Source organism: Streptomyces sp. NPDC058637 (assembly GCF_042717325.1).
In the GTDB taxonomy this organism is placed as follows: Bacteria; Actinomycetota; Actinomycetes; order Streptomycetales; family Streptomycetaceae; genus Streptomyces.
The window spans coordinates 1-23639 of record NZ_JBHXRD010000028.1; the positions used below are offsets into that span (position 1 = coordinate 1).

Here is a 23639-nt window from a genome sequence, read left to right on the forward strand (position 1 = left end):
GTACATCGTGGGGTAGACGCCACGCGTGAAGGGGTACGCACCCGGCTCGCCCAGCTTCTCGGCCGGGTCCCAGCCCGCCTGGGCGCCGGGCCCGTGGACCGGTTCGATGGGCAGTCCGGATTCGGAGGAACGAGGTCGGTTCGTCACCACGGGTTCACGTCCTCAGTTGTCGTCGTCGTGCGGGGCGGACGACGCTGCCCCTCCCGTACGTGAGCCGGGCGCCCCGCGGTACCTGGCGCCCGGCCCGTACGGGACCGCGCCGAGAGCGCGGAACAGGTCAGCCGGTGACGTGGATGGACTGTGACGGGCACAGTTCCGCCGCACGGTGCACGTCGTCCAGCAGCTCCGCCGCGGGCCTGTCCTGGAGGACGACGACGAGACCGTCGTCGTCCTGGTCAAAGACCTCGGGGCTGAGCATCGCGCACTGGCCGGCGCCCACGCACCGGTCGTGGTCCGTGGTGACACGCATGACAGGGATTCCGATCGGTTCGGCCGTCACCAGGTGACGGGCAGTTCGTAGGCGCCGTAGACCATGGCGTCGTCCTTGAAACGTAGTTCCTCCCTCGGCACGGCCAGCCGGAGACCCGGAACGCGGCGCAGCAGGGTGCCGTACACGATCTCCAACTCCGCGCGGGCGAGGTTCGCGCCCATGCACTGGTGGATCCCGTATCCGAAGGCGAGGTGGCTGCGCACCTCCTTGCGGTGGAAGTCGAGGGTGCCGGGGTCCGCGAAGACCGCCTCGTCGTGGTCGGCGGCGTTGTTCAGCGCGAGGATGCCCTCACCGGCGCGGATGGTGACCCCGCCCACCTCGATGTCCTCGACGGCGACACGGGCGGTGCCCGAGTCCGAGATGGAGAAGACGCGCAGCAACTCCTCGATCGCGTTCGGCAGCAACGTGTCGTCTGCCCGCAGCTCCGCCAGGTGGTTCGGGTGTTCCAGCAGCGCCAGCACACCGAGCGCGATCATGTTGGCCGTCGTCTCGTGGCCGCCCACCAGCATCATCCGGGCCATGGTCACCACGTCGGCGTGGTCGGCGGCCTGCTCGGCGCGGTTCTTCTCCAGGAACCGGCTGATCAGGTCGTCGCCCGGCTCGGTCTCCTTGAGGGTGACCAGCTCGTCGAGGTACATGTCCAGGGCCTGCACCGCCGCCCCGTACTCCTCGGGGCCGAGGTCGTGGTTCATCATGGCCGCCGACCACTCCTCGAACCGGGCGTGGTCCTCGTAGGGGACGCCGAGCAGTTCGCAGATGGTCAGGGACGGCACCGGCAGGGCGAGGGCCGCGACCAGGTCCACGGGGCCGTCCTCGGCCAGCATGGCGTCGATACGCTCGTCGACGATCTGCTGGATCCGCGGTCGCATCTCCTTCACCCGCCGCGCCGTGAACTCCGGTATCAGCATGCGGCGTTGTGCGGTGTGGTCCGGCGGGTCCATGGACAGCATCATCAGTCGGACATGGGCCAGCATCTCCTCGGAGATGTGGAACTGGTGCGGGTAGCCGGGACGCTTGAGGTTGCTGCTCACCCGCGGATCGCCGAGCACCTGCTTGACGTGCTCGTGCCGGGTCACCAGCCAGGTCGGCTTGCCGTTCACCTTGAGCGAGGCGCGGGACACGGGCTCCTTCGCGCGCAGTTCGGCGTACTCGCCCGGCTCGCTGAACGGGCAGGCGCGTCGCATCGGGAACTGGGGATGCGGCGACGCCGTGTCGGGCGCCGGGTCGGCGGGCTGGGTCATGGTGTGCCCTACTTTCTTGATCGTGGTTCGAACTGGTCACCCGTAAGATCAGCGGGACCCAGGGGCTCTGGGTATCGCTGTCATGGCAGCGCCGTGAGATGGCTGGAGAGGCTTGGCCGCCCGGAGCTCCGCGACGACTCGACCGCCAAGTGGAAGATGCGACTCGATCGCTGTGCGGGGCAACGTCGGCGAGGTCGTCTGCTGGGCATGTGATGGGCGACGAGCCGGCGGAGGTGACCGTGCCCCGGACAGGGGCCGGAGTGGACACCGGCGAGGAGCACCACCACTGCGGGGTGATCTACGCGGACGGCGAACGCCTGCTGTCCCGCCGGGTCCTGAACGACGAGACGGTACTGCTGGAACTGATCGGGGACGTCCTGACCCTCGACACCGACGTGCTGCGGGCCGTCGACCTGAACCACGGCGGAGCTGCTCCGCTGATCGGGTTGCTGCTCAGCCACGATCAGCCGATGGTTCACATCACCGGCCTGACCGTGCACCGCGCCTCGGCCTCCTGGCGGGGCGAGGGCAGGACGGACGCCGAGGACGCCTTCGCCATCGCCGATCAGGCCCGCGTGCGCCGCGACCTGGGCCCGCTGCGGCCCGGCGACGAGATCGCCGTCGGCCACCGGACCCTGACCGGCCGCCGCACCGACCTGATGTGTGACCGCACTCGCCAGTTCAACCGGCTGAGGGCTCAACTGCTGTAGATCTTTCCAGCAATGGAACGCGAACTGGAACTGACCACCAAGGGTCCCGTCGTCCTGCTGACGGGCTACCGGACCCCGGCGCTTCCACCGTGCGCTGCTCGACGCGATGTGTCTTTCCGCGCTGTCGAGCCTGAGAGCTGTCCGGCCTCCAGGTCTCACTACGCGCGCGAACGCGCCGAGGGGAAAGGGCACAAGCAGGCGCTGCCGGCACTCGCGCGCCGCCGCATCAATGTCCTGTGGGCCATGATCCGTGACGGCGCGTGCCATCAAGACACACCCGCTGTCACGGCAGCGGCTTGACATCAGTATCGGGAAGCCTCTCGAACGGAACGGTGGGGAAGGGGATGCGCGGCCGGGCGTTCGGCGTCACCAGGTGACGGGCAGCTCGTACAGGCCCCAGACGATGGCGTCGTCCTTGAACCGCAGTTCCTCGGCCGGCGTGGCCAGGCGCAGCGTCGGTACCCGGCGCAGCAGCGTGGAGTAGACGACGTCGAGCTCCATTCGGGCCAGGTTCTGACCGACGCACTGATGGACGCCGTACCCGAAGGCCACATGACTGCGGGCCTCGCGGCGCACGTCCAGCCGGTCCGCATCGGGGAAGACGGCCTCGTCGTGGTTGGCGGCGTTGTTCAGCGGCAGGATGCCGTCACCCGCGCGGATGGTGACATTGCCCAGCTCGATGTCCTCCATGGCCACGCGTGCCGTGCCGGCGTCCGAGATGGAGAACAGCCGCAGGAGTTCCTCGACCGCGCGCGGCATCAGGTCGGGGTCCTCGCGCACGTCGGCGAGCTGGTCCGGGTGCTCCAGCAGGGCCAGCACACCCAGTGCGATCATGTTCGCGGTGGTCTCGTGACCGGTGACCAGCATCAGCTTGGACATGCTGACGATGTCCGAGTGCTCCACCGCCGGGGTCTCCCGGTTGAACTCGATCAGCCGGCTGATCATGTCGTCGCCGGGCTCGCTCTCCTTGGCGGTGACCAGCCCGTCGACGTAGCGGTCCAGTTCGTAGTGGGCGATGCCCCGTTCCTCGTCGCTGACCTCGTGGTTCATGATGGCCCACGCCCACTGCTCGAACCGGGCGTGGTCCTCGTAGGGGACGCCGAGCAGTTCGCAGATCACCAGGGACGGCACCGGCAGCGCGACGGCCGTGACGAGATCCACCGGACTGTCGCAGCCCTTGGCGAGCATGTCGTCGATCTGCTGGTCCACGAGCTGCTGCACCCGGGTGCGTAGTTCGCGCATGCGGCGCACACTGAACTCCGGCGCCAGCATGCGACGTTGCACCGTGTGATCGGGCGGGTCCATGGACAGGAAGGTGAGCGGCACCGACTGGAGCGTCTCCTCCGGCACCGGCACCTGGAGCGGGTAGCCGGGCAGCTTCAGGTTGGCGCTCACCCGCGGGTCTCCGAGCAGCTTCTTGTACAGGTCGTGGCGGGTGACCAGCCAGGTCGGCTTGCCGTTCACCTTCAGCTGCGCCCGGGAGACCGGTTCGTTCTCGCGCAGTCCGGTGTAGGCGGCGGGCGGACTGAAGGGGCAGGCCCGGCGCATCGGGAACTCCGGGAGGGCGTCCTGGTCGGCCGCTTCGGCAGGTGCAGTCATGGTGTCCTCTTCGCACGGGAGGGAGCGGGACGCGCCGTTCACCCGGGGAGGCTCCGGGCTCGGCGCCGGCGCGGTCCGCCGGCCGTTTCCCGCACGCTAGGGAGCGCGGCCGGGGGCGGCCCACCCCTACGCGCCCCTAGCGGCACGGGCCCCTGTGGGGTGCGGCCGTGGCCCTCGTCACCCCCCTACCACTAGGGGCGGTTAGGGGTCCGTCGAACGTCAGGGCGACGGTTAGCGTCGGCTGCGGACCACGGCGGAAGCACCGTTCGCCCGGCGCCACCACGTTCCGCGGTCCCGGCCGGATCTCCCTGACCGGACGGCCGCCGCACTCCGCAGCCGAGTAGAGGTGATCAGCGTGGCCCCGAAACCCAGTGCGCAGGGTCTTGTACCCAGCGTCAAGGGCACCGTCCCCTTCGGGGAGTACCGGACCTGGTACCGGGTGACCGGCGAACTCGGTACGGGCCGCCCGGCGGTCGTCGTCGTGCACGGGGGACCCGGCAGCACGCACGACTACCTGCTGCCGCTGGCCCGCCTGACCGAGGACGGCTGGCCGGTCGTCCACTACGACCAGTTGGGCAACGGTGGCTCCACCCATCTGCCGGAAAGCGCACCGGACTTCTGGACGGTCGACCTCTTCCTCGACGAACTCGACAACCTCGTACGGGAACTGGGCATCGCGGAGGACTACGTCCTGTTCGGCCAGTCCTGGGGAGGCCCGCTGTGCGCCCGGCACGCGATGGGCCGTCCGCCGGGCCTGCGCGGCCTGGTCGTCGCCAACGCGCCCGCCTCGTACCCCATCTGGCTGGAGGAGATGGCCAGGCTGCGGGCCTCCCTGCCGCCGGACGTGCAGGAGACCCTGGTGCGGCACGAGACGGCCGGCACGTACGACACCGAGGAGTACCTGGCCGCGATGCGTGTCTTCTACGACCGCCACGTGTGCCGCCTCACCCCGTGGCCCCGCGACTTCCTCTCCTCCTTCATGGAGATCTACAACGACCCGACGGTCTACTACGCGATGAACGGGCCCACCGAGTTCCACGTGATCGGCTCCCTCAAGGACTGGTCGATCGTCGACGAACTGGACACCATCCGCACTCCCACCCTGCTCCTGAGCGGACGCCATGACGAGGCCACCCCGGCCGTCGTCCAGCCCTACATGGACCGTGTCCCCGGGGCCCGCTGGGAGATCTTCGAGGAGTCCAGCCACCTGCCGCACCTGGAGGAACCGGAGCGGTTCTTCGAGGTGCTCACCGACTTCCTCGCCGGCCTGTGACGCTCCGCGCCGCGTCGCCTGCCCGAGCGTCGCGCACCACTGTGAAAGGGGGCGGGGACACCGCCATGGCGTACGACACCGCTCTCGTCTTTCCCGGTATGGGACCCGTCCCGTTCGCCGAGGTGGGCCGCTTCATGGTCGCCAGCCGCTGGGCCCGGGAGCTGGTCGCCGTCGCCGACGACGTCCTCGGCTACTCGCTGGTGGACACCTACCGCAGCGCCGAGGGCGACTACTCGGAGGCCGCCCAGGTCGCGTTCTTCGTGAACTGCCTGGCCAGTGCCTACTGGGCCCGCGAGCACCTGGACATCGACCCCGACATCGTGGCCGGCCCCAGCTTCGGGGAGAAGGCGGCCCTCGCCTACACCGGCGCCCTCGACCTGCCCGACGCGATCCGGCTCACCGCCGGGATCGCGCGGTGCCTCGAGGAGTACTTCGCCGACCACCACCGGGACATCGTCACCCTGTCCTTCGTCCGCGCCCCGCGCGAGGAGCTGGACGCGATCCTCGCCGAACTCGACGACGGTGGTGAGTGGCACGAGATCTCCTGCCACATCGACGACGGCTTCTGGATGGTCTCCCTGGCCGAACGGCGCGTGGAGTGGATGAGGGAGCGGTTGCGCGGCATCGGCAGCCTTCCCCTCTACACCATGCGGCCGCCCATGCACGCGTCGGCGTTCGCGCCCCTGCGCGCCAAGGCGGAACGCGAGGTCATCTCCCGCTTCACCTTCGCCGATCCCGCACTGCCGGTCGTCGCCGACCAGGACGGCAGGCTGCTGCACACCGGTGAGGAACTGCGCACCATGCTGCTCGACAGCTTCGACCACCCCATGAACTGGCCGAGCGTCACCACGGCGTTGCGTGACGCCGGAGTCCGGCGGATGTGCGTCGCCGGACCCGACAGCCTCTTCGGCCGGGTTCCCCGCACCATCCGCACCTTCGAGGTCGTCGCCGCGCATCCCCGCCTGGCGATGACCCCCCGGCGCCGTCCGCGCGCCGCCTGACCCGTTCATCCGCCCTATCCGCAGGAGGCACACCCATGTGGGACGAGCAGTTCGAAGAGATACTCCGCACCTTCCTGCCGTTCCTGCCCCCGCAGGAACCGCTGACCGCCGACGTCGAGCTGAAGGACCTCGGTCTGGACTCGCTGGGCATGGTCCAGCTGCTCGGAATGCTGGAGGAGGCGTACCAGGTGCGCTTCCGTGACAGCGCGCTGACCATGGGCACCTTCCGCAGCGCGGGCGTGCTGTGGGAGACCGTCGAGGGCACGCTCCAGCGCGCCAAGAGCTGACGGGACGGATCCCTTGGACCTCACCATGGACGGAGCCCTGTCCGGACGGTTCCTGCGCGGGCTGGCCCTGGCGCCCGACCGGCCCGCGCTGTGGGCCGACGGCGCCGCCCTCACCTACCGCGAGCTCCACGAGCGGGCCCTCCTGCTCGCCGGCTCCCTGCTGGCCGGGCTCCCCGACCGGCCGCCCGCCGTGGGCGTGCTCGCCGGCAAGGGCCCGTCGGCGTACACGAGCCTGCTGGCAGGCCTCTACAGCGGGGTCACCGTCGTCCCCCTGCAGCCGGCCTTTCCCGCCGCCCGCACCAGGCAGATGATCGAGGCCGCCGGTGTGGGAGCCCTGCTCGCCGACGACGACGCCCTGCCGGCGCTGACCGCGCTGCACGGGAACGGCGTCACCCTGCCCACCCTGTTCGCCCCCGGCGGCCAGCCGATGCCGGAGCTCACCGTCGACCCCGACAGTGTGCTGAAGGCGCCGATGCCCGCCCGCCCGGACGGCATCGCCTACGTGCTGTTCACCTCCGGCTCCACCGGGCGCCCCAAGGGTGTGCCGGTCACCCACGCGAACACCGCGTACTACTTCTCCCTGCTCGACGAGCGATACGACTTCGGTCCCGAGGACGTCTTCTCGCAGACCTTCGACCTCAACTTCGACTGCGCCATGTTCGACCTGTTCTGCGCCTGGGGCGCCGGGGCCACCGTCGTGCCGGTCCCGGCGCGGGCGTACGCGCGCCTGCCCGAGTTCGTGGCGGAGCGAGGGGTGACCGTGTGGTTCTCCACACCCAGCGCGATCGCCCTGGTGCGGCGCACCGGCGGACTCGCACCCGGTGCGCTGTCCTCGCTGCGTCGGAGCTTCTTCGCGGGGGAGGCGCTCAGCTGCCGGGACGCCGACGACTGGACGGTGGCCGCTCCCGGCACCGTGCTGGAGAACCTGTACGGGCCGACCGAGCTGACCGTCACCATCACCGCCCACCGCCGGGTGCCGGGGAGCCGACACCTCCACGGCATGGTGCCGATCGGGGCCGTGCACGACGGCCACCCGGTGCTGCTGCTGGACGACGCGGGCTCGCCGAGCACCACCGGCGAGGGCGAACTGTGCATCGCCGGACCTCAGCTGACCCCCGGCTACCTCGACCCGGCCGACGACACCGGGCGCTTCCTGGAGCTGGACGGCCTGCGCTATTACCGGACCGGGGACCGGGTCCGCCGCGCCGGAGACGACGCCTTGCTGTACCTCGGCCGCCAGGACGCCCAGGTCCAGGTGCACGGCATACGGATGGAACTGGCCGAGGTCGACGCCGCGGTGCGCACCTGCTCCGGCGTGGAGGACGCCGCGACCGTCGCCGTCCCCGTGGACGGCACGGTCGAGCTCGCCGTCTTCCACACCGGGGACCCGGTGCCGCCCGCCCGGCTCGCCCGTCATCTGCGGGAACTGTTGCCGGCCGCGGTCGTCCCCCGGGCCTACCACCACCTGAACGCGCTCCCGCTCAACCCCAACCGCAAGACCGACCGCAGGAAGCTCACCTCCCGCGCCACGGCCCTGCGTGAGCAGCACGCCGGAACCGGGAGCAGGACCGAAGGACGGCAGGAGTCGTAGTGAACGGTCAACCGACAACACGGGCCCGCACCGATGCCCGGGTGCACGACCTGCTCGACGAGGCCACCGCCGAGCACCCTGACGCGCCGGCGGTCGCCGACGGCACCGGGCGATGGACCTACCGGGAGCTCACCGCCTGGAGCCACGCCGTCGACGCGTGGCTCCAGGCCCAGGGCGTCTGCCACGGTGACCGGGTCCTGGTGCAACTGGCCAGCACCCGCGAGCTGGTGGCCCTGCTGTACGGCACCGCGCGCCGCGGCGCCGTTCTCGTCCCCGTCAACACCGGCATGAAGGACTTTCACCTCGAGGCCGTCGTCGGGAACTCGGAGCCGTCGCTGGTGATCGTCGCCGATCCCGCCGTCTCCCGGGTATCCGCGCTCGCCGATCCGGTCTCCGTCCTCGGCCTGGAAGAGGTGTGGCAGGCGGTCACCGACCTGCGCGACAAGGAGGCCCGGGGCGACGGCGCCCCCGTCCACAGCGACGACCTCGCCGTCCTCGTCTACACCTCCGGCTCCACGGCGGCCCCCAAGGCCGTCGTCTGCCCGCACGGCCGGATGGTCTTCGCCACCGAGGCCATCAACCTCGAACTCGGCTACCGACCCGACGACGTGGTCTTCTGCCGCTTCCCCATCTCGTGGGACTACGGCCTCTACAAGGTGCTGCTCACCGCGGCCGGCCGCAGCGAACTCGTGCTCGCCGACGGCGAGTCCGACCTGGTACTTCTGCGCCGTATCCGGGAGACCGGGGCCACCGTCGTCCCCATCGTGCCGTCCCTGGCCACCATGGTCTGCGCGCTGGCCGCACGCGAACCGCGGCAGGACTCCACCGTCCGCATGTTCACCAACACCGGGGCCGCGCTGCCGAAGGCCACCGCCGACGGGCTCCGCGCGGCCTTCCCCGGATCCGAGGTGGTCATCCAGTTCGGCCAGACCGAGTGCAAGCGCGTCTCCGTCCTGCCGCCCGACCAGCAGGACGCCCGGCCCGAGTCGGTCGGCCGCCCGCTGCCCGGCACCCGGGCCTTCGCCGTGGACGTGGAGGGCAACCGGCTGCCGCCCCGGCAGACAGGGGAGATCGTCGTCGAGGGCCCCCACGTCATGCCCGGCTACTGGCGCGCGCCGGAGCAGACCGCACGCGCCTTCCGGCCCGCTCCCGACGGCGGACTGCGGCTGCACACCGGCGACTTCGGACACGTCGACGAGGACGGGTTCCTCTACTACGAGGGCCGGCGGGACGACATGTTCAAGCACAAGGGCGTCCGCATGAGCACCACCGAGATCGAGGCCGCGGCCGCGGACGTACCCGGTGTCCGCGCCGCCGCGGTCCTGCCGCCCGCCCCCGGCCGCGACCTCGCGGTGTTCGCCGAGGGCGACATCGACCCGCACGTGCTTCTCAGGGAGCTGTCCCTCCGGCTGGAGCCCGCCAAGGTGCCGGGCGTCAGCCGTGTCGTCGGCGAACTGCCGCTGACCGCGCACGGCAAGCACGACCGCAAACAGCTCGTCAGCCTTCTGGAAGGAACGACGCCGTGACCGGCACCACCGACCTCGCCCGGCGCTTCGGCACCCCCTCCTACGTCTACGACCTGGACCGGGTCGCGGCGGCGCGGGACGAACTGTTCGCCGCGTTGCCCGACGAGATCGCCGTGTACTACGCGGCCAAGGCCAACCCGCACCCCGAGATCCTGCGCGAGATGCGGGCGGGCGGCCACCGCGTCTGCCACGCGGAGATCAGCTCCGTCGGGGAACTCGACGCCGTTCTGCGGGCCGGCTTCCAGGGCACCGAGATCCTGTACACCGGCCCCGGCAAGACGGCCGAGGAACTGGCCGAGGCCATGACCCGGGGCGTGCGGACGTTCTCCGTGGAGTCACCCGGCGATCTGCGCCACGTCGGCGAGGCCGCCGTCCGGCTAGGCATCACCGCCGACTGCCTGATCCGGGTCAACAACGCCACCGGAGCCGCGGCCACCAGCATCCGTATGACCGGGGTGCCCTCGCAGTTCGGGTTCGACGGCGAGACCCTGCCCGGCCTCGCCGCCGAACTGCGCGACGTACCCGGCACCAACCTGGCGGGACTGCACTTCTTCCCGCTGAGCAACGCCAAGGACGAGGCGAGCCTCATCGCCGAGTTCCGGCACACCATCGCCACCGCCGCCGCCCTCCAGCGGGAACTGGGCGTCACCTTCCGCATCGTCGACCTCGGCGGCGGCTTCGCCGCACCGTACGCGGTCCAGGGACGGCGGCCTGTCTACGGCGAACTGGGCGACGCCCTGGCCACGTCGCTCGACGAGCACTTCCCCGGCTGGCGGGACGGCGCCCCGCGCATCGCCTGCGAGTCGGGACGGTACCTGGTCGCCGACAGCGGCACCCTGCTCACCTCCGTCGTCAACGTCAAGGACAGCCGTGGCACCCGCTACGTCGTCCTCGACGCGGGCATCAACACCTTCGGCGGCATGTCCGGTCTCGGCCTCATCCTGCCGGTCTCCGTCGAACCGCACGAGTCCGTCGGCACGGACGGCGTTCCGGCCCACCTCGCCGGACCGCTGTGCACGCCCGGCGACCTGCTCGGACGGCAGGTTCCGCTGCCGGACCCGGCCCCCGGCGACCTGCTGACCGTCCCCAACGCCGGGTCGTACGGGCCCACCGCCAGCCTCCTGATGTTCCTCGGCAGGCCCGCCCCCGCGGAGATCGTCGTCCGCGGCGAGGAACTCGTCTCCGTCTCCCGCATCGAGCACACCCGAACCTACGAACACGGACAGGCCCTGTGATGAGCAACCGCCTCACCCCCACCCCCGGCGAGCAGCCCGTGCTCGTGGCGGGCGGCATCTCCGACTCGCACACCTGGAACCTGGTCTACCTCCAGCTCCTCATCGAGGAACACGGCCACCGCGTGGTCAACCTCGGCCCCTGCGTCCCCGAGGACCTGCTGATAGGCGAGGCCCTGGCGCAGGACCCCGCGCTCATCGTGATCAGCAGCGTCAATGGGCACGGCTACCACGACGGTATGCGCACGGTCACCCGGCTGCGCGAGCACCCCGGCCTCACCGCCGTGCCCGTCTTCATAGGCGGCAAGCTCGGGATCGCCGGACCCTGCGGTGGGGAGGAGTCGGCCGCGCTGCGTGCCGCCGGCTACGACGCGGTGTTCGACGACACCTCCGAAGGTGTCGCCACCTTCCGGCGGATGCTCGACGCGCTGCCCCAGCGGGCCCTGGTGTGACCGGTGCCGGGTTCGGAGGGTTCGTGCGCCGGGCCCACGACGCCGGCCGGCTGGTGGTGCAGCCCCGGATGGGGATGAGCAGCCCGCAGCGCATGCGGGCGGGGCTGCTCGCCACCCGGGACGCCGACGCGACGACCGTCGGGACTCTCACCCTGGACAGCTACACCCGGGTCGGTGACCTGGAGTCCGCTCAACTCGCCGTTCTGGAAGGAGCCGACCTCAACGGCTATCCGCTGGTCGGTCACGAGGCGGCCACCACCCGCCGGGTCCTCGACCGGATCCACGGCCCGGGGTTCCCGGTGCAGGTGCGGCACGGCTCGGCAGCGCCCCAGCACATCTTCCGGGCGCTGTTGTCCGTGGGGCTCGACGCCTCGGAGGGCGGGCCCGTCTCCTACTGCCTCCCCTATGGCAGGGTTCCGTTGCGGGAGTCCGTCGCCCACTGGACGGAATCCTGCGAACTGCTCGCCGCGCTCCGCGGAACCGGCACCGAACCGCACCTGGAGACCTTCGGGGGGTGTCTGCTCGGCCAGCTCTGCCCGCCCGGCCTGCTCGTGGCGGTCAGTGTGCTCGAGGCGCTGTTCTTCCGCCGACACGGAATCCGGAGCATTTCGGTGAGTTACGCCCAGCAGACGAATCGGCGGCAGGACTCCGAAGCGGTCGCCGCGTTGCGCAGCCTGTGCGCGCGGTTCCTCGCGGACACCGAATGGCACGTGGTCGTCTACGCGTACATGGGATTGTTCCCGGAAACCGAGTACGGCGCCCGTCGACTGCTCGCGCAGGCCGCCGAACTGGCGGTCGAGAGTGGTTCCGAGCGCCTCATCGTGAAAACCGTCGCGGAATCCCGGCGCATCCCGTCGGTGGCGGAGAACGTGGCCGCACTGGAATACGCCGCCGCGGTCGCCGCGCGCACCGGGCCGGCCCCTTTGGAGGGCGCCGGGACGGAGACGTACGCCGAGGCGTACGCGCTGGTCGACGGGGTGCTGAACCTGGACGACGACCTCGGCACCGCACTGCTGAAGGCGTTCGCGGAGGGCCGGCTGGACGTGCCCTACTGCCTGCATCCGGACAACGCGGGACTGAGCCGGAGTTACATCGCCGAGGACGGCCGGCTGCGCTGGTCGGACGTGGGAAAGATGCCGCTGGCCGGCGTCACCGACGCCCGCCCGGCCCACACGGTCACCTCGACGGAACTGCTCGATTCCCTGTCTTTCGTCCGGCGTTCGTTCGACCGCGACGCACCCCCGCAGGCGGGTGGCTCGCCCGGCCCGGCCCCTAGGGGTGCCTAAGGGTGTGGCCTTTCCGGGGTCGTCATTACGGTGAGAAAAAAGGTGGGAAACGGTGTCGGTCGAAAGTGGAGATGCGTGGATGAACGGGCCCGGATCCGAATCAGCCCTGGCGCGACTGCTCGCCGAGGCCGCACCGACGCAGCACCGCAGGCTGGTGACGGATCTGGTGCGCACCGCCGTCACCGAGGCGGTCGAGGCGGCCCGGCCGGGCACCTCGCGGGCCCTGGACCCCTCCGTACCGCTGGCGGAACAGGGACTCGACTCGCTCGCGGCGGTGGACCTGCACCGGAGGCTGACCGAGCGGACGGGCCTCGACCTGCCGGTCGGCATCGCCTACGACTGCCCCACCGTGCGGGACCTGGCCGACCGGCTGCTGGCCGGGAACCGGGCCGCGGACGACGTTCCGCCGGAGCCGGCCGGTGACGGCCCCGCCGACGAGGCCGTGGCGATCGTCGGCATCGGCTGCCGTTTCCCCGGCGGCATCGAGACGCCGGGCGACCTGTGGCGTCTGCTCGCCGACGGCGGCGAGGTGCTCTCGGGCTTCCCCCAGGACCGTGGCTGGGACCTGAAGCAGCTCTTCGACGAGGACCCGGACGTCCCCGGCAGCTCCTACGCCCGCACCGGCGGGTTCCTGGACACGGCCACCGAGTTCGATGCCGAGTTCTTCGGCATCAGCCCGCGTGAGTCGCTGGCCATGGACCCCCAGCAGCGGCTGGTACTGGAGACCTCCTGGCTGGCCCTGGAGGACGCCGGTATCGACCCCACCACGCTGCGACGCACCGCGGCCGGCATGTTCTTCGGGGCTGAGGTGCAGGAGTACGGTCCGCGCCTGCACGACGCGCCGGACGGACTCGACGCCCATCTGCTGGCCGGCAACGCCTCCAGCGTCATCTCCGGCCGGGTGGCCTACGTGCTGGGCACCGAGGGACCGGCGGTCACCGTCGACACCGCCTGCTCCGCCTCCCTGGTCGCCGTCCACCTGGCCTGCCGCTCGCTGCTGCAGGGCGAGTCGTCGCTGGCGCTGGCCGGCGGGGTGGCCGTGATGGGCGGGCCGGGCGTCTTCACCGCGTTCAGCAGGCAGCGGGGGCTGTCCGCGGACGGCCGCTGCAAGGCGTTCTCCGCCGCCGCGGACGGCACGGGCTTCGCGGAGGGCGTCGGCGTCCTCGTCCTGGAACGGCTCTCCGACGCCCGCCGCAACGGCCACCGGATGCTCGCCGTCGTCCGGTCCTCCGCCGTCAACCAGGACGGTGCCTCCAACGGGCTCACCGCTCCCAACGGAACGGCGCAGCAGAAGCTGATCCGCCGGGCGCTTGCCGTCGCCGGGCTCGGTCCCGCCGACGTCGACGTGGTGGAGGCGCACGGTACGGGCACCCGCCTCGGCGACCCCATCGAGGCGACCGCGCTCCTGGCCACCTACGGGCAGGGCCGCCCCGCCGGGGCCCCTCTGCTGCTCGGCTCGGTCAAGTCGAACCTGGGGCACACCCAGGCCGCCGCGGGTGTGGCCGGCGTGATCAAGACGGTCCTCGCCATGCGTCACGGTCAGGTGCCCGCGACCCTGCACGTCGACGCCCCCACCCCGCACGCCAACTGGGCGTCCGGCAGCGTGGAACTCGTCACCGAGCCGAGGCCCTGGCCGCGGACCGGCCGCCCTCGCCGGGCGGGCGTCTCCTCCTTCGGCGTCAGCGGCACCAACGCACACGTCATCCTGGAACAGCCGGACGCGGGGGACAGGGCCGAGGACACGGGCCGCGCCCGGGACCCGTACACGGAGGCAGTGCGCACCACCCCCGGGAGGGAGACCACCCACGCCCCCGGAGCCGCCCCGGTCCCGCTCGTCTTCCCGCTGTCAGCCCGCGGTGAAGCCGCCCTGCGGGCCCGCGCGGCCGGCCTGCTGTCCCTTGCCGACGCCACGGAACCGGCCGACCTCGCCCACGCCCTGGCCACCACCCGGGCGGCCCTGCCCGACCGGGCCGTCCTCGTCGCCGCCGACCGGGCCGAGCTGCGGGAGGCGCTCACCGGCGTGGCCTCGGGCAGCACCCCCGCCACCGGTCGGGCGGGCGGCGAACTCGGCTTCCTGTTCACCGGGCAGGGCAGTCAGCGCCCCGGCATGGGCCGCGAACTCGACGCCGCGTATCCCGCGTTCGCCGACGCACTCGACGACGTCTGCGCCCACTTCGACCTCCAGCTGCCCAAGCCCCTCAAGAGCGTCCTGTTCGCCGCGCCGGGCACACCCGACGCGGAACTGCTGCACCGCACCGAGTACGCGCAGCCGGCCCTGTTCGCCGTCGAAGTCGCCCTCCACCGCCTGCTGGAGAGCTGGGGGATGCGCCCCGACCACCTGGCCGGGCACTCCGTCGGCGAGATCGCCGCCGCGCACGTGGCCGGGGTCCTCACCCTGCAGGACGCCACGATCCTCGTCTCCGCCCGCGGCCGGCTCATGCAGGCGCTGCCCGAGGGCGGTGCCATGGTCGCGGTCCGCGCCGGTGAGAGCGACGTCGCGCCGCTGCTCACCGAGCGCACCGGCATCGCCGCCGTGAACGGCCCCGCCTCCGTCGTGATCTCCGGTGACCTGGACGACGTGGAGCGCGTCGCCGGCGAACTCGCCGCCCGCGGACACGACACCAAGCGCCTGCGCGTCAGCCACGCCTTCCACTCACCGCTGATGGAACCGATGCTGGCCGAGTTCCGCCGGGTCGCACAGGTGCTGGACTACGCCGAACCCACCGTGCCGATCGTGTCCACCGTGACCGGCGCCCCCGTCGGCCGCGAACTGTGCGACCCCGAGTACTGGGTGGAACACGTCCGGGCCAAGGTCCGCTTCCACGACGCCGTGCGGTGGCTCGCCGACGCCGGCGTCCGGACGTTCCTGGAGATCGGCCCCGACGCGGTGCTGACCGCCATGGGACCGGACTGCACGGACGCGCCCGGCACCGCCTTCCTGCCGGTGCTGCGGCGTGAGCGGCCCGAGGCCCGCGAGGCCGTCACCGCGCTCGCCGCGGCCCACGCCCGCGGCGTCCCCGTCGACTGGGCACGGCACTACGCCGGCCAGGACGCCCGCCGCGTCGAGCTGCCCGGCTACCCCTTCCAGCGGCGTCGCTTCTGGCTGGAACCAGGCACCTCCGCCGACGCGTCCGGCCTGGGGCAGATCGCGGCCGGACACCCGCTGCTGGCGGCCGTGGTCGCGGTCGGCGCGGAGGGTGTCGTCCTGACCGGACGCCTCTCCACCCGTACCCACCCCTGGCTCGCGGACCACGTGATCGCGGGCCGTGTGCTGATGCCGGGCACCGCCTTCGTCGAACTCGCCCTGCGGGCCGGCGACCAGGTCGGCGCCACCGACCTGGAGGAACTCACCCTCGGCGCACCGCTGGTGCTCGCCCCGGACGAGGACGTCGCCGTCCAGGTGGCTGTCGGGGAACCCGACGACACCGGTCGCCGTACCGTCACCGTCCACTCGCGCGCCGACGAGGACGCACCCTGGGCCCGGCACGCGGCCGGGGTGCTCACCGACACAGCTCCGCCTGCCGCCGGCACCGAGCCGGGCGCATGGCCGCCGCCGGACGCCGAACCCCTGGACACCACAGAGGTCTACGCGGACCTCGCCGGCCAGGGCTACGCCTACGGCCCCGTCTTCCAGGGCCTGCGCGCCGCCTGGCGGCACGGCGAGCACGTCCTCGCCGAGGTCGCCCTGCCCGAGGACGCCACCGCGGACGCCGGGCGCTTCGGGCTCCATCCCGCGCTGCTGGACGCCGCGCTGCACGCCGCCGACCTCGACGCCCCGCCGCGCGGAGAGGTGCTGCTGCCGTTCGCCTGGACCGGCGTCCGCCTGCACGCCACCGGAGCCTCTGCTCTGCGCGTACGGATCACCCGTGGCGACGGCGACACCATCGGTCTGCACCTCGCGGACACCGCCGGCGCCCCCGTCGCCGACATCGAGGCCATGACCTCCCTGCCCGTACCGGACGACGACGTCCTGTATTCCGTGCGGTGGTCGTCGCACCCCCGGCCGCTGACCACCGCGCCCCTGCGCACCGCCGTCCTCGACGGCGTCCCCCGCCCGGACGGACCGCCGGACGCCGATCCCTTCGAGGACCCGCTCGCCCGTGCCGTGGACGCGCTGCTCGACGCCCCCGCGCCGGACGCCGTGGTGTACCGCCCGGCCGGCCCGGCGGGCCCCGACGCCGCCGACGCGCGCGCCCACGTGCTGGGAACCCTGCGCCTGCTGCAGACCTGGCAGTCGGACGAGCGGGCGGCCGGTGCCCGCCTCGTCCTCATCACCGGGCCCGGCAGTCCCGCCCACGCCGCGGTACGCGGCTTGGTCCGCTCGGCACAGGCCGAGAACCCCGGCCGCTACGTCCTCGTCGAACACGACAGCCTGCCCTCCGAGGCCGAGCTGCGCCAGGTGCTCGCCACCGGAGAACCCGAACTCTCCCTCACCGAGGGCCGGTTCGCCGTACCGCGGTTGACCGCCGAAGCGACCGCCGCACCCCGGCCGGCCGCCGACTGGGGCACGGTCCTGATCACCGGCGGCACCGGCGGGCTCGGAGCCCTGCTCGCCCGCCACCTGGTGCGCGCCCACGGTGTGCGCCGGCTGGTCCTCGCCGGCCGCCGGGGGCACGCTCCCGAACTGCACGCCGAGCTGACCGGGCTGGGGGCCGAAGTGACCGTCGCCGCCTGCGACGTCGGAGACAGGGACGCGCTGCGCGACCTGCTGGCCCGGCACCCGGTCGACTCCGTCGTCCACGCCGCGGGCACCGTGCGCGACGGCATCGTCGAGAGCCTCACCGAGGAAATGATCGACGAGGTCTTCCACGCCAAGGCCTCCGGCGCCTGGCACCTGCACGAACTCACCCTCGACCGGAACCTGTCCCACTTCGTGCTGTTCTCCTCCCTCGCCGCCGTCCTCGACGGACCGGGCCAGGGCAACTACGCCGCCGCCAACGCCTACCTGGACGCCCTCGCCGTGCACCGGGAGGCGCACGGACTGCCCGCCACGGCCCTCGCCTGGAGCCTGTGGGCCACCGGCACCGGCATGGGCGCCGCGCTGGACGCCGCCGCCCTGGAGCGAGTGGCCGCGTACGGTGTCCCAGGACTGTCCGCCGAGCACTCCCTGCGGCTCTTCGACGCCGCCGTCCGTTCCGGCAGTCCCCACCTCGTCCCCGTGGAGATCGACGCCGCCGCCGTACGCCGCCGGCCCGACGGCCCGCCGCCGCTGCTGAGCGCTCTCGTCCGTCCCGTCCCCCGCCGGGCCGCCGCCCACACGGCGCCCCACCAGGAGCGCGGGCCGGCGCAACTGCCGCCCGCCGACCGGGAACGCGCCCTGCTGGACCTGGTCCGCACCGAGGTGGCCGCGGTCCTGCGGCACGACTCCCCGTCCGCCATCGACCCCCGGCGGGCCTTCACCGAGCTGGGCTTCGACTCCCTGGGAGCCGTCGAACTGCGCAACCGGCTCAACACCGTCACCGGACTGCGGCTGCCTGCCACCCTCGTCTTCGACCACCCCACCTCCCGTGCACTCGCCGAGCACATCCGGGACGCCCTCTTCGGCACCGCACGGCCGGCCGGCGAGCCCGCCGCCGGACCGCGCCCCGCCGAGGGCGACGACCCCGTCGTCATCGTCGGCATGGGCTGCCGCTACCCCGGCGGCGTCCGCTCCCCGGAAGACCTGTGGCGACTGGTCGCCGAAGGCGTCGACGCGGTCGGCGGCTTCCCCGCCGACCGCGGCTGGGACACCGACAGCCTGTACGACCCCGAGCCCGGCACCCCCGGCCGCACGTACACCCGCGAGGGCGCCTTCCTCTACGACGCGGCCGACTTCGACCCCGGCTTCTTCGGCATCGGCCCGCGCGAGGCCACCGCCATGGACCCGCAGCAGCGCCTGCTCCTCGAGGTCTCCTGGGAGGCCCTGGAGCGCTCCGCCATCGACCCGGCGACTCTGCGCGGCTCACGCACCGGCGTGTTCGCGGGCGTCATGTACCACGACTACGGCACCTGGCTGACCGAGGTCCCCGACGACCTCGCCGCCTACCTCGGCAACGGCAGTCTGGGCAGCGTCGTCTCCGGCCGGGTCGCCTACGCGCTCGGCCTTGAGGGCCCGGCCGTCACGGTCGACACCGCCTGCTCCTCCTCGCTGGTCACCCTGCACCTGGCCGCGCAGGCCCTGCGGCAGGGCGAGTGCGATCTCGCCCTGGTCGGCGGCGTCACCGTCATGTCGACCCCCGACACCTTCGTCGACTTCGCCCGGCAGCGCGGCCTGGCCGCCGACGGCCGCTGCAAGTCGTTCGCCGCGGCCGCCGACGGCACCGGCTGGGGCGAGGGCGTCGGCATGCTCGTCGTCGAGCGTCTCTCGGACGCCCGCCGCAACGGCCACCGGGTGCTGGCCACGGTGCGCGGCTCCGCCGTCAACTCCGACGGGGCCTCCAACGGACTGACCGCTCCCAACGGCCCCTCCCAGCAGCGCGTGATCCGCGCCGCGCTGAGCGCCGCCGGGCTCACCCCCGCCGACGTCGACGCCGTCGAGGCGCACGGCACCGGCACCACGCTCGGCGACCCGATCGAGGCCCAGGCACTGCTGGCCACCTACGGACAGGAGCGGCCCGACGACGAGCCGCTGTGGCTGGGCTCCGTCAAGTCCAACATGGGCCACACCCAGGCCGCCGCGGGGGTGGCCGGCATCATCAAGATGGTCATGGCGATGCGGCACGGCACCCTGCCGCGCACCCTCCACGTCGACGCGCCCTCGCCCCAGGTGGACTGGACGGCGGGCGCGGTGCGGCTCCTCACCGAGGAGCGGCCCTGGCGGGCCCCGGACCGGCCGCGCCGCGCCGGGGTCTCCTCCTTCGGGATCAGCGGCACCAACGCCCACGTCATCCTGGAGGAGTTCACCGGAGGCGATCCGGAGACCGCGGAGCCAGACCCGGCCACCGTGCCGCCTGTGCTCGCCCTCGCGGTCTCCGCGCGCTCCTCCATGGCGCTGCGAGGCCAGGCCGCCCGTCTCCGGGACCTGACCGCCGTGCCCGCGGACGTCGGCCTGGCCCTCGCCACCACCCGCGGCACCCACCCGTACCGCGCCGTCGTCCTGGCCGCCGACGGGCGGAGGACCACCGAAGCGCTGGATGCCCTGGCCCGTGGACACGAGGCGCCCGGACTGCTCGTCACCGGCGCCGCCACAGACGGCACCCTCGCCCACCTGTTCTCCGGACAGGGCGCCCAGCGGCCCGGCATGGGCCGCGACTGGTACGACACCTACCCGGTCTACGCCGAACACTTCGACCGAGTCGCCGAACTCTTCGCCAAGCACCTCGAGCGGCCGCTCGCCGAGGTGGTCCTCGGCGACCACCCCGCCGTACTGGAGCAGACCGCCTACACCCAGGCAGCCCTGTTCACCACCCAGGTCACTCTCTACCGCCTGCTGGAGTCCTTCGGGGTGCGGCCCGCCTGGCTGGCCGGCCACTCCGTCGGTGAGTTCGCCGCCGCGCACGTCGCCGGGGTCTGGTCACTGCAGGACGCGGTGACCGCGGTCGCGGCACGCGGACGCCTCATGCAGGCGCTGCCCGCGGGCGGCGCGATGATCGCCGTACAGGCCTCGGAGGAGGAGGTGGCGCCGCTGCTGAACGAACGGTGCGGCATCGCCGCAGTCAACGGCCCGCGCGCCGTGGTCCTCTCCGGGGAGGAGGACGCAGTCACCGCCGTCGCCGCACATTTCACCACCACCCGGCGGCTGCGCGTCTCGCACGCCTTCCACTCGCCCCGCATGGAGCCCATGCTGGAGGAGTTCCGCCGGGTCATGGCGGCCCTCCCGGCCGCGGACCCGGCCCTGCCGATCGTCTCCACCCTCACCGGTGTCCAGGCCACGGCAGCCGAACTGGGCTCCGCCGACTACTGGGTGCGGCACGTACGGCAGACCGTGCGCTTCGCGGACGCCGTCCGGACGCTGGCCGCACAGGGCGTCGACACCTTCCTCGAACTGGGCGCCGCGCCCGTCCTGTCGGCGATGGGCCCGGACTGCCTCGCCGACGCCGAGGGCACCGCGTTCGTCCCCACGGCCCGCAAGGACACCGCCCAGGTCCCCGGCCTGCTCGCCGCCCTGGCCGCCGTGCACACGCGGGGCACGGACGTCGACTGGTCTGTCCTGTACGACGGTTACGCGGGACGCCGCACCGAACTCCCCAGCTACGCCTTCGAGCACCGCCACTACTGGCTGCCGACCACCGCCGCCCGGGGCGACGCCGCCGGGCACGGTCTCGCCACCGCCGACCACCCGTACGTCAGTGCCCGCCTGGACCTGCCCGGTGACGCCGGACTGCTGCTCACGGGACGGATCTCCACCGCCACCCACCCGGTGCTCGCCCAGCACGCCGTGCTCGGCTCGGTGCTGGTACCCGGCGCCGCCCTGGTCGACCTCGCCCTGCACGCCGGCCGGCTGACCGGCCGGCCCGTCCTGGAGGAACTCACCCTCCAGGCCCCGCTGGCGCTGCCCGGGGACCACGCCGTACGCCTCCAGGTCGCCGCGCGGCCCGACGGCTCCGTGGAGATCCACTCCCGGCCCGAGAACGCCGCCGAGGACGAGGACTGGACGCGGCACGCGACCGGCACCCTCACCGGCACCGAAACCGGCACCGGCACTCTCACCGGCACCGAAACCGCCGCCTGGCCGCCACCGGGAGCCGTCCCGCTCGACACCGACGGCCTCTACCCGGGCCTGCACGGCGCGGGCTACGACTACGGCCCCGTATTCCGCGGCGTGCGGGCCGCCTGGCGGCTCGGCGAAACCGTCCTGGCCGAGCTGGAACTGCCCGCCGACGCCCGGCAGGACGCCGCCCGGCACACCCTGCACCCCGCGCTGCTGGACTCCGCCCTGCACGCCACGTCCCTCACCGAGGAGGGCCCCGGCGACGACACGCCCCCCGGCACGATCGCCCTCCCCTTCGCCTGGACCGGTGTCACCGCGCACGCCCGGGGGGCGCTCACCGCCCGCGTCCGCGTCACCCGGGGCGAGGACGGCACACGGCTCGACCTGACGGACACCGAGGGCAGGCCGCTGGCCACCGTCGAGTCCTACGTCACCCGCCCCGTCACCGCCGACCGGCTCACCGGACGCGCGCGTTCCCTCTACGTCGCCGAGCACGAACCGCTGCCGGAGTCCGCCGGGCGGCCCGAGCGCCGCACCTGGGCCGTGCTCGGCCCGGACGACGCCGGCCTCGACGCCCCCGCCCACCCGAGCCTGTCCGCGATCGACGGTTCCGCGCCCGAGGTCGTCGTCCTCCCGGTGCGCGCCCCGCACACCGACGGGGAGCAGCTGCCGCTGGACCTGCGCACCACGCTGGACGCGACGCTCGCGACCGTCCAGGAGTGGTTGGGCGACGAGCGGTGGGCCGACTCGGTGCTGATGGTGCTCACTGCCGGCACCCTCACCGACGCCGCCGTGCACGGACTCGTACGGGCCGCGCAGGCCGAGGACCCGGGCCGGATCGTCCTCGTCGGCCGGAACGGGCCCGACAGCCCCGTACCCGACCGTGCCGCGCTGGCCGCCGTCCTCGACTCCGGCGAGCGGGAGGTGCTGTGGCGGGACGGCCGGGCCCACGCCCCCCGCCTGACGCGCGCCGCGGATCCGGACACACCGCGCCCCGCCCGCCCCTGGGGCACCGTACTCGTCACCGGCGGCACCGGAGGACTCGGCGCCCTGGTGGCCCGTCACCTCGTCACCCGGCACGGCGTCACCCGCCTGGTCCTCGCCGGCCGGCGAGGACCCTCCGCCCCCGGCGCCGCCGGACTGGCACAGGAACTGGCCGCCCTGGGCGCCCGAACCGACCTCGTCGCCTGCGACGTCGCCGACCGGGCCGCACTAGCCGCGCTGCTGGCGGCCCACCCCGTCGACAGCGTCGTGCACACCGCCGGCGTCCTCGACGACGGGCTGGTGCCCTCCCTGACCCCCGAGCGTTTGGACACCGTGCTCCGGCCCAAGGCGGACGCCGCCTGGCACCTGCACCAGCTCACCCTCGACCGTGACCTGTCCCACTTCGTGCTGTTCTCCTCGGCCGCCGGCACCATCGACGCCGCGGGCCAGGGCAACTACGCCGCCGCCAACACCTTCCTCGACGCCCTGGCCGCATACCGCGCCGCCCGGAACCTGCCCGCCACCTCGCTCGCCTGGGGCCTGTGGTCCGGCGGCGGCATGGGAGCCGGCCTCGACCTGGACGACGTACAGCGCATCGAACGGTCCGGTATCGGCGCGCTCGACCCGGCCGAGGGGCTGGAACTGTTCGACGCGGCCCTGGAGTCCGGGATCCCCGCCCTGGTGCCGGTCCGGCTGGACGACGCCGCCCTGCGCCGCCGCGGCGACGACGTACCCCCCGTGCTGCGCACCCTGGCCGGTGTCACCGCCCGCGTCGCGCACGACGACCGGGCCCGCACCCTCGGGGAGCGCCTGGCCGGGCTGCCGGAGGCCGACCACGGGCACACCGTGCTCGAAGCGGTCCGCAGCGAGGTCGCCGCGGTCCTCGGCCATGACGGTCCCGCGGCCGTCGACCCCCGGCGCGCCTTCACCGAGCTGGGCTTCGACTCACTCGCCGCGGTCGAACTGCGCAACCGGCTCAACGCCGTCAGCGGACTGCGCCTGCCCTCCACCCTCATCTTCGACTACGCCACCCCGACGGCCCTGGCGGACCACCTGCTCGACCGGCTCGCCCCGGACTCCGGCCCGGAACCGGCCGGGCACCGGCCCGACGACGAGGTGCGGGACCTCATCGCCAGGATCCCGGTCGCGAGGATGCGCGAGGCAGGACTGCTCGACGGACTGCTGAAGCTGTCCGGCCCGGCGCCGGCCGAGGCCGCCGCCGAGCCGGCCATGGACATCAAGTCCATGGCCGTGGCCGACCTGGTGCGCGCCGCCCTGAACCGCAGCAGTCCCCGGTGACCCGCCCCGGTGCCGGACGACGCGCCGCGTCCGGCACCG

General features: G+C 73.1%; 12 protein-coding genes and 1 pseudogene. 10 read left to right on the plus strand and 3 right to left on the minus strand.

The features are described from left to right. Positions 1-277: 277 nt before the first annotated feature. Both ACFWVP_RS25505 and ACFWVP_RS25510 read right to left on the minus strand, forming a co-directional pair. Positions 278-469, minus strand: coding sequence for a ferredoxin (locus tag ACFWVP_RS25505; protein ID WP_384500027.1), 192 nt, complete (start codon positions 467-469; stop codon positions 278-280). A 26-nt stretch (positions 470-495) separates the two neighbouring features. Further along, complete coding sequence (locus tag ACFWVP_RS25510; RefSeq protein WP_384500029.1) at positions 496-1731, minus strand: cytochrome P450; 1236 nt, start codon at positions 1729-1731, stop codon at positions 496-498. Between the two features lie 212 nt (positions 1732-1943). Between ACFWVP_RS25510 and ACFWVP_RS25515 the strand changes: the two are divergent. Next, a pseudogene (locus ACFWVP_RS25515) lies at positions 1944-2741 on the plus strand (IS110 family transposase). 66 nt (positions 2742-2807) lie between these two features. Here ACFWVP_RS25515 and ACFWVP_RS25520 read toward each other — a convergent pair. Next, positions 2808-4040 carry a cytochrome P450 gene (locus ACFWVP_RS25520; protein ID WP_384500031.1) on the minus strand — a complete coding sequence of 411 codons (1233 nt, stop codon included), beginning with the start codon at positions 4038-4040 and terminating at the stop codon, positions 2808-2810. A gap of 355 nt (positions 4041-4395) precedes the next feature. Here ACFWVP_RS25520 and ACFWVP_RS25525 point away from each other — a divergent pair, with 355 nt between their 5' ends. From ACFWVP_RS25525 to ACFWVP_RS25565, 9 genes are all read left to right on the plus strand, one after another. Beyond that, the gene (locus ACFWVP_RS25525) at positions 4396-5313 is read left to right on the plus strand and encodes a proline iminopeptidase-family hydrolase (protein ID WP_384500033.1); all 918 of its coding nucleotides are present in this window, start codon (positions 4396-4398) and stop codon (positions 5311-5313) included. Between the two features lie 65 nt (positions 5314-5378). After that, positions 5379-6314 (plus strand): ACP S-malonyltransferase, encoded by a 936-nt coding sequence (locus tag ACFWVP_RS25530; RefSeq protein WP_384500034.1) that lies wholly within the window; start codon positions 5379-5381, stop codon positions 6312-6314. A gap of 35 nt (positions 6315-6349) precedes the next feature. Further along, the gene (locus ACFWVP_RS25535; protein ID WP_384500035.1) at positions 6350-6601 is read left to right on the plus strand and encodes a phosphopantetheine-binding protein; all 252 of its coding nucleotides are present in this window, start codon (positions 6350-6352) and stop codon (positions 6599-6601) included. A gap of 25 nt (positions 6602-6626) precedes the next feature. Next, on the plus strand, positions 6627-8192 hold the full coding sequence (locus ACFWVP_RS25540; RefSeq protein WP_384500097.1) for an AMP-binding protein: 1566 nt from the start codon (positions 6627-6629) through the stop codon (positions 8190-8192). Then, positions 8192-9718, plus strand: coding sequence for an AMP-binding protein (locus ACFWVP_RS25545; RefSeq protein WP_384500037.1), 1527 nt, complete (start codon positions 8192-8194; stop codon positions 9716-9718). Before ACFWVP_RS25540 ends, ACFWVP_RS25545 begins: the two co-directional genes overlap by 1 nt. Then, positions 9715-10953 carry a type III PLP-dependent enzyme gene (locus tag ACFWVP_RS25550; RefSeq protein ID WP_384500039.1) on the plus strand — a complete coding sequence of 413 codons (1239 nt, stop codon included), beginning with the start codon at positions 9715-9717 and terminating at the stop codon, positions 10951-10953. Before ACFWVP_RS25545 ends, ACFWVP_RS25550 begins: the two co-directional genes overlap by 4 nt. Continuing rightward, entirely contained in the window at positions 10953-11402 is a 450-nt protein-coding gene (locus ACFWVP_RS25555; protein ID WP_384500041.1) for a cobalamin B12-binding domain-containing protein, read from the plus strand. The genes ACFWVP_RS25550 and ACFWVP_RS25555 overlap by 1 nt, the downstream gene beginning before the upstream one ends. Then, on the plus strand, positions 11399-12688 hold the full coding sequence (locus tag ACFWVP_RS25560) for a methylaspartate mutase (RefSeq protein ID WP_384500043.1): 1290 nt from the start codon (positions 11399-11401) through the stop codon (positions 12686-12688). The genes ACFWVP_RS25555 and ACFWVP_RS25560 overlap by 4 nt, the downstream gene beginning before the upstream one ends. Positions 12689-12767: 79 nt before the next feature. Continuing rightward, the gene (locus tag ACFWVP_RS25565) at positions 12768-23600 is read left to right on the plus strand and encodes an SDR family NAD(P)-dependent oxidoreductase (RefSeq protein ID WP_384500045.1); all 10833 of its coding nucleotides are present in this window, start codon (positions 12768-12770) and stop codon (positions 23598-23600) included. Positions 23601-23639: the final 39 nt, after the last annotated feature.